Annotated in this window: 7 protein-coding genes and 1 pseudogene; 7 read left to right on the top strand and 1 reads right to left on the bottom strand. The window is 58.6% G+C overall.

The genetic code is table 11. The annotated features are described in order from the left end of the window. The 6 genes and pseudogenes from HHL14_RS32440 to HHL14_RS34125 form a co-directional block, all read left to right on the top strand. On the top strand, positions 1–2,616 hold a 2,616-nt coding region (locus HHL14_RS32440; RefSeq protein WP_206002625.1), incomplete at its 5' end, for an RHS repeat-associated core domain-containing protein. Positions 2,617–2,624: 8 nt separating this feature from the next. Then, positions 2,625–3,056 carry a DUF4265 domain-containing protein gene (locus HHL14_RS32430; protein ID WP_169501682.1) on the top strand — a complete coding sequence of 144 codons (432 nt, stop codon included), beginning with the start codon at positions 2,625–2,627 and terminating at the stop codon, positions 3,054–3,056. A 21-nt stretch (positions 3,057–3,077) separates the two neighbouring features. Beyond that, positions 3,078–3,263 (top strand): annotated as a pseudogene (locus tag HHL14_RS33465) (RHS repeat-associated core domain-containing protein); the annotation flags it as partial. Between the two features lie 117 nt (positions 3,264–3,380). Continuing rightward, entirely contained in the window at positions 3,381–3,662 is a 282-nt protein-coding gene (locus HHL14_RS33460; RefSeq protein ID WP_230413311.1) for a hypothetical protein, read from the top strand. Between the two features lie 3 nt (positions 3,663–3,665). After that, on the top strand, positions 3,666–4,127 hold the full coding sequence (locus HHL14_RS32420) for an immunity 26/phosphotriesterase HocA family protein (RefSeq protein WP_169501681.1): 462 nt from the start codon (positions 3,666–3,668) through the stop codon (positions 4,125–4,127). 206 nt (positions 4,128–4,333) lie between these two features. Continuing rightward, positions 4,334–4,687, top strand: a complete 354-nt coding sequence (locus HHL14_RS34125) for a Tse2 family ADP-ribosyltransferase toxin (RefSeq protein WP_456238716.1) — start codon at positions 4,334–4,336, stop codon at positions 4,685–4,687. A gap of 304 nt (positions 4,688–4,991) precedes the next feature. Here HHL14_RS34125 and HHL14_RS32415 read toward each other — a convergent pair whose 3' ends face one another. Further along, the gene (locus tag HHL14_RS32415; RefSeq protein WP_169501680.1) at positions 4,992–5,333 is read right to left on the bottom strand and encodes a hypothetical protein; all 342 of its coding nucleotides are present in this window, start codon (positions 5,331–5,333) and stop codon (positions 4,992–4,994) included. Here HHL14_RS32415 and HHL14_RS32410 point away from each other — a divergent pair. Beyond that, on the top strand, positions 5,332–7,188 hold the full coding sequence (locus tag HHL14_RS32410) for an RHS repeat-associated core domain-containing protein (RefSeq protein ID WP_169501679.1): 1,857 nt from the start codon (positions 5,332–5,334) through the stop codon (positions 7,186–7,188). The two genes, HHL14_RS32415 and HHL14_RS32410, sit on opposite strands and share 2 nt — an antisense overlap. The last annotated feature ends 154 nt before the right edge of the window (positions 7,189–7,342 follow it).

Below are 7,342 nucleotides of genomic sequence, written 5' to 3'. Positions count from 1 at the left end.
CGTTTCAGCTACGACGGCGGCGGGCGGCTCAGGGAGGCAACCGACTGTTCCGGCTACAGCACGCGTTACGTCTATGACGGGCGCGGCTATCTCTCCCGACGTATCGATGCCGAAGGCAATACGACCTTGTACCGGTGCGATGCGCTCGGGAGGGTGGCGAGCATCACGCAGCCCGACGGAAGCGTGGAAGCACTGACATGGGATGGCGAAGGCAACCTGAGAAGCTATCGCGATGGCGCAGGACAGGTCACCGGGTACAGCTATAACGCGCAGCATCAGCCGGTCCTGCGCACGGATGCCGCCGGTCGGCAACTGGTCTACTACTACGACCGGCAGTGGCGGCTCATCTGTTTGCAGAACGAGAACCGCGAGAGAACGGAGTTCCGTTACGACGCGCTCGGCCAGCTTGTCGCGCAGACGGATTTCGACGGCAGCACGGTGCATTACACCTGGAACGGGGCGGGCCAGCTCATCGGCTCACGCGAGGGCGAGATCGAGACGCAATATGTGCGTGATCCGCTCGGACGCCTGACCGAACGCACGGTGCAGGGCGCAAAAGACGCGGGCGTGCGCAAGGTCGCCGAGCATTTCCATTACGATGCGCGCGGACGCCTCGTGACGGCCGAGACCGGGAAAAGCCGTGTGCGGCTGCATTACGACGAGGCGGGCAACCTCGTGGCGGAAGAGCAGCGCGTCAGTGCCGATTTCGGTCTGGACTACCTGACCGTCACGCGGCACGAATACGATGCGCTCGGCAACCGCACACGCACGGTGCTGCCCAACACGCGCACCGTCGACTGGCTGCGCTATGGCTCGGGGCACGTGCATGGCGTGCTGCTCGACGGCGCGCCGCTGGTGGACTTCGAGCGCGACCGGCTGCACCGCGAGACGGGTCGCACGCATGCGGCGTTCAGCCAGGCGCGCGAATACGATCCGATGGGGCGCCTGGCGCGGTTCACGGTGAAACAGCTGGGCGCGGCCAGCGCGCATGAGCGCATTGCCGAGCGGCGGCTGCATTACAGCGCAGCGGGCCACCTCACGCGTATCGATGACCATGCGCGCGGTGCGACGGATTACACCTATGATCCGGTCGGGCGGCTGCTGAAGTCCGTGACGCCGGACCTGACCGAAGTCTTTGCGTTCGACCGCGCAGGCAATCCGGTCGACCCGGAGACGGTACCGCCGAGGCCGGAGGTCGAGACGCCGGAAGAACAGGCGTCGCGTGCCGCGCGGGAGCAGGCCGAGGACGCCGCATGGCTGCGGGCGAATCCTGGCGAGAAATATCCACCGCTGCGTTACAACAGGCGGGGCGTGGAGGACAGGCGCAAGCTGGACGAATGGGAGGCGTCGCTGCCGAAGTGCATCGGCAACGTGCTGAAGGAACTGAACCGCACACGCTATGCACACGATGCGCATGGCAACCTCGTGCGGCGGATCGAGCCAGACGGCACGACGTGGCTGTATGGGTATGACGCAGCGAACCGGCTGATCGAAGCGAAGCGCTATGCGAAGCCGCCGGAGGCGGATGAGCTGGCGCGTAGGGAACCGGTGGCGGGTGGTGGTACGCGGTTCGTCGATGGGAGTGTGCGGCCGCAGCTGGAAGTGAGTTTTGCGTACGATGCGTTCGGGCGGCGCACGAAGAAGAAGGTGACGCGACCGGATGGCGGGATCGAGCGCACGTTCTTCACCTGGGACGGCGATGTGCTGCTGATGGAGGAGCGCTTCGGGCTGCCGGTGAAGCGCGAGCATGTGTATCGCGGGCTGGAGTTCCGCAGGGCGCAGATCGTGCGGGAGGAGCCGGAGGATGTGTATTCGCTGCCGGTCGCGCAGCGCATGCATACGCTTGACACACATCATGAATGGCAGGCGGCGTCGCTTTATCTGCACGAGCCGGGATCGTTCGTGCCGCTTGCGCGGCTTGACGAGAAGCTGGTGGAACCGGCGTTCCTCGCGACGGGTACGGATGGGGGTTTCGTGCAGGTGCTGGCAAAGACGCGGCATGCGACGTACTTCTACCAGAATGACCATCTGGGCACGCCGCAGGAGATGGTGGACGAGTCGGGCAAGGTGGTGTGGCTTGCGCGGTACAGGGCGTGGGGTGGGGTAAAGCCTGCACCGTATGGCAAGGCGGATCCGGTTGGCGCGGATAACCGGATCCGGTTCCAGGGGCAGTATCATGACGAGGAGACGGGGCTCGCCTATAACCGGCATCGGTACTACGATGCGCAGTCGGGGCGGTTCATTTCGAAGGATCCGATTGGGTTGGCGGGTGGGGTCAATGCGTATCAATACGCCCCAAACCCAACGGAGTGGATTGACCCACTGGGGTTAGCTAGGCTTAGCCTACCGGGCAGCAGGCCCGGTAAAGATTTCACTACAGCAGGTAAAGGGATCGTAAAGCGCCAAAATTCTGAAAGCAACAATGGCACTATGGTTTGTGCGATTTGTAGTCGTAACGTTGTAAACGGGGTTCAGCACCAAAGTGGAGTTACACCGCCAGACAACGAAGCACACGTTGATCATATACAGCCCAAGGCAAAAGGTGGATCGGGCACCCCTGAGAACGGGCAAGTACTCTGTCGCGTCTGTAATCTTGATAAGAGTGACGATTGGTAAGACATACTATGAAAAAGATACTTTTTAAGCTTGATGTCGTTGAAGGCTATCCACCGGTTTCGATGGAAAGTGTTTGGTCTGAGCCGGTAGCGTCCGATCTTTTTAAGGTCAGGAACATTCCTTTCTACACGAAGGACGTGAGCCTCGATGACGAAGTTGCTGTTGACGTGGGTAAGGACGGCGAACTCCTTTTCAAGGAGGTCGTGCGCCCCAGCGACAACAGTACATTACGGGTTGTGGTTTTTGACGAGGGTGTCAATAAGATCGAGGCAATTCAAGAAACGCTTGTGCGTTTGGGTTGTGCTTGGGAGGGAATGGGTACTCGACTCTTCTCAGTCAACGTCCCGAGAGCGATAAATTTGGACGATGTGTTGGCTGTGCTCGAAGAGTACACAAGAGACGGGTGGGCGGACTATGAATACGGCATGATTCGCCAGTAAACAGGTCCGGTTGGCACGGATAACCGGATCCGGTTCCAGGGGCAGTATCATGACGAGGAGACGGGGCTCGCCTATAACCGGCATCGGTATTACGATGCGGGTACGGGTAGGTTTATTACGAAAGATCCGATTGGGCTGGCGGGTGGGGTCAATGTTTATCAATACGCGCCGAACCCGATACAGTGGATCGACCCGCTGGGGCTGGCGAAAACCTACCAGACCTACACGAAGACCAATCCGGATACGGGGCAGGTCTACACGGGACGAACCAGTGGTTGCGGGACTGCCCGACAGAACGTTGCTCGTCGCGATGCCAATCACCACATGAACAAATTAGGTTACGGTCCGGCAGACCTAGATGAGTCGTCAGCAAATTCTGCTGCCATCCGTGGTCGGGAGCAGATGCTTACCGATGCGAATGGTGGTGCGCAATCAATGGGCGGCACGTCGGGCAATGCGATCAACGGGATTTCGCCGAACAACCCGAAATCGTCGAGCTACATGGGGGCAGCGGAAAGCGAGTTTGGGCCGGCAGGCGGCGGCGGAGGGGCAGCGCTGCCGGGGCCGTTCGGGCAGAGCGCCAAATCATTGATTCCGGAGGAGTAAGCAGTGGCGAATGTTAGAGGGCGCGGTAAGGTCGGCGACGTGGTAATGATCGACCTCGGGAATGAGAGCTTCGGTTATGGACGGGTATTGCTGGAGCCGACGATGGCGTTTTACGACTTGCGGTCACGTGAAATGGTCGCAGCGCGTGAAGTCGTTAAAGCACCGGTTCTCTTTACCATCTGGGTGCTCAATAAAGCCATAAAGTCGGAAAAGTGGGAGGTGATCGGGAATCTTCCACTTGAAGATCACCTCAAGGCAGAGCCCAAATTTTTTAAGCAGGACATGCTTAGCAAGAAATTTTTCATTTACGACGATGTGAAGAACATTCCGGCTACCCGGGAGGATTGCATAGGTCTTGAGCGTGCTTCGGTTTGGGAAGCCAATCACGTTGAAGATCGCCTTCGGGACCACTTCGATGACGTACCGAACAAGTGGGTCGAATCCATGAAGCTGCCTGAAGCGTAGCAAATTTGCGATGACTGAGTGCTGATGCGACGGGGGCCGTGCTAGCGGCCCTGCAGCCGTCACCCCTACAGCGATCTGGCGTCGAGGCGGTTCATCATCCATGACCCGATCGGGTTGACGGGCGGCTTAACGTCTATGCGTATGCGCCCAATCCGGTGCAGTGGATCGATCCGCTTGGGTTGACAGGGGAAGACGTATATCGCGCGATGAAAACCGGGAGCGATGGCTTACCTGTTGCTGAACCTACGGCGCGTGGACTTGGTGCGCGTCCTGACGTCGATATTCCGGTCGGCTCTGATGGGATGGTTCACCCAGGCACGGGGGGAATTTCGGTTGCACCAGGATCAGCGGCGAACCTTCCACCTCATAGGCGTCCGGCAAGTATGGGCGGCACAGGAAAGGATTGCGCATGCATGCTGAACACGACGAGTCTTCCAGACAGTCTCAAATACGTGCAGGATAGTGCCAGCCATGGGACGATCCAACCGAGTACAAGCATGTCCTTGTCTGACTACCAAGCAGCGCTTGCTTCAACTCGCGACAAATGGGTGAAGCAATGAATGCCGAATTAGATAGCGTGCTAGATAGAGAACTACGTGATGCCCTGGAGAGGAATTGCGACTTCAATTTACTACGAGCAATCATTGTGAAATACCGGGAGAAAAATTTTAGTTCGGAGTCCGTGTATAGGCTTCTCGATACCATGAGGAATGGCGTAACTGAAGACATTGAAGACAGAGTTCTGGAATTGATGGATATTGTGTCTGGATTCTGCTCTCCTCATATGCGAGTGTGGTAACGATGAAGGGCCGCAAATGCGGCCCTTGGTTCTTCTACCCAGCGATCATGCGCGGCCGCGCTTGGTTATCGCCCCTGAGCGCGCCATATCTTGCGCAGTTCGTCATTGTCGGCCTTGCGTCCGATGGCAAACGCTTCGCGCTCGCGCTTTATGGCGGCATAGTCGTATTCGGGGGTGACGGTGAAGTATTGCCGGATGTAGTCAACCGAGACATTGACGCGCTGGCCGGTGCTGAAGAGATTGCCTGCGCCTAACCACCTGTCGATGTGTTCCCAGGGCATGAAAGGCTGCTGGGGGCGCGGAGGTGTATCGAGTGAATAGCCATCGGGCGTATCGCGCAGCGTGACGGTAATTCTGCGTGAGCGTTCCGCTCTGGATAGGCGTGCTTTATGATTGGCGTCAGCCATGATCAACTCCTTCGGTGAGTTGGTGGTGGTCAATGCCGCATGGCTGCGGGCGAATCCTGGCGAAAAATATCCGCCGCTGCGTTACAACAGGCGGGGCGTGGAGGATACGCGCAGGCTGGACGCATGGGAGGCGTCGCTGCCGAAGTGCATCGGCAACGTGCTGAAGGAGCTGAACCGCACACGCTATGCACACGATGCGCACGGCAACCTCGTGCGGCGGGTCGATCCGGACGGCACGACGTGGCTGTACCGGTACGACGCAGCGAACCGGCTGATCGAAGCGAAGCGCTATGCGAAGCCGCCTGAGGCGGATGAGCTGGCGCGTAGGGAACCGGTGGCGGGTGGTGGTACGCGGTTCGTCGATGGGAGTGTGCGGCCGCTGCTGGAAGTGAGCTTCGCCTACGATGCGTTTGGGCGACGCACGAAGAAGAAGGTGACGCGACCGGATGGCGGGATCGAGCGCACGTTCTTCACCTGGGACGGCGATGTGCTGCTGATGGAGGAGCGCTTCGGGCTGCCGGTGAAGCGCGAGCATGTGTATCGCGGGCTGGAGTTCCGCAGGGCGCAGATTGTGCGCGAGGAGCCGGAGGATGTGTATTCGCTGCCGGTCGCGCAGCGCATGCATACGCTTGACACACATCATGAATGGCAGGCGGCGTCGCTTTATCTGCACGAGCCGGGATCGTTCGTGCCGCTTGCGCGGCTTGACGAGAAGCTGGTGGAACCGGCGTTCCTCGCGACGGGCACGGACGGGGGTTTCGTGCAGGTGCCGGCAAAGACGCGGCATGCGACGTACTTCTACCAGAATGACCATCTGGGCACGCCGCAGGAGATGGTGGACGAGTCGGGCAAGGTGGTGTGGCTTGCGCGGTATAAGGCGTGGGGTGGGGTGAAGCCTGCACCGTATGGCAAGGCCGATCCGGTTGTCACGGATAACCGGATCCGGTTCCAGGGGCAGTATCATGATGAGGAGACGGGGCTCGCCTATAACCGGCATCGGTACTATGATCCGCAGAATGGTCGGTTCATCAGTAAGGATCCGATCGGGCTGGCGGGCGGGATTAACGGCTATCAATACGCGCCTAACCCCGTGCAGTGGATTGATCCGCTAGGGTTGGCGAAGAATTTGTCTGGTTGCGATGCATCTAATCGGCCACTAGGTAGTAGTCAGTATTCGGTGTTGTATGAGGCCCAGCTTGCTCCAGAGCAAGAAATCGGGAGCGATACATCGCACTTTCGGGAGGCAAATCGTCAAATGGATTCTGCTATGAGCAGCGATTCGTCTTTCAAGCAGTTGATGGACCAGCATATCTCAGGCGTTTCTGATCACGTAGCGGCAGGGCCACGCGGAGGTTACAAGTCAAGTGCACCGCCTGGATTTACTTGGCATCATCATCCGTGTCGAAAAGGCGTCATGCAATTGGTACCACTGTCACAACATCAAGCCCCTGGTCCAGTTCAAGCAATACTCCATCCTGGAGGACAGGGCGGCATGCAAAATTGGGGGGGGCGGGAGGACTCGTTAATGAACAAACTCACAAGGCTAAAGGACGTGCTTCAAGACATTGATCAGCAACCGTGGGATTTCGCTCTATATATGCCACACGGCGTTGACTGGAATGAAGATACTCAGTGTGCTGTCTTGAATCCTGACGACTTTGAGAACGAACCGGATCCCGATCGTCCAATATTTGCTGTCGATCATGGGCTTCACCATGCTCTCGGGATTCAGGTGGTCAAGAGTATTGTGGAGAATGCAAAGCTGCAACTGGCTGACGCAGATGCGTCAAATTTAGTAAGTGCATTCGTGTACTACTACGACAACGACGCCTACATTGATTGGTCAACTAGATGAATAGCAGGCCACCGGTGTGGCCTGCCGCTGAGGTTCCCTCGGTTTTTCGCCTTCCAACGGTCCCGAGTTATGCAGCCGAATCCTTGGTCTGCTGAGCCTTGATCCAGTCCCGAAGGAACTGCTCCGGAGAAACGAGGCCGAGAGACGAATGGCG

This window comes from Paraburkholderia antibiotica, assembly GCF_012927125.1.
GTDB lineage: Bacteria > Pseudomonadota > Gammaproteobacteria > Burkholderiales > Burkholderiaceae > Paraburkholderia > Paraburkholderia antibiotica.
This window is presented reverse-complemented; position numbering and strand designations above follow the sequence as displayed.

Bases quoted from the DNA above. Each gene is read 5' to 3' on its own strand.
- HHL14_RS32430 (WP_169501682.1), top strand. From the start codon at position 2,625: ATGAAAAAGATACTTTTTAAGCTTGATGTCGTTGAAGGCTATCCACCG.
- HHL14_RS33460 (WP_230413311.1), top strand. From the start codon at position 3,381: ATGAACAAATTAGGTTACGGTCCGGCAGACCTAGATGAGTCGTCAGCA.
- HHL14_RS34125 (WP_456238716.1), top strand. From the start codon at position 4,334: ATGAAAACCGGGAGCGATGGCTTACCTGTTGCTGAACCTACGGCGCGT.
- HHL14_RS32410 (WP_169501679.1), top strand. From the start codon at position 5,332: ATGATCAACTCCTTCGGTGAGTTGGTGGTGGTCAATGCCGCATGGCTG.
- HHL14_RS32415 (WP_169501680.1), bottom strand. From the start codon at position 5,333: ATGGCTGACGCCAATCATAAAGCACGCCTATCCAGAGCGGAACGCTCA.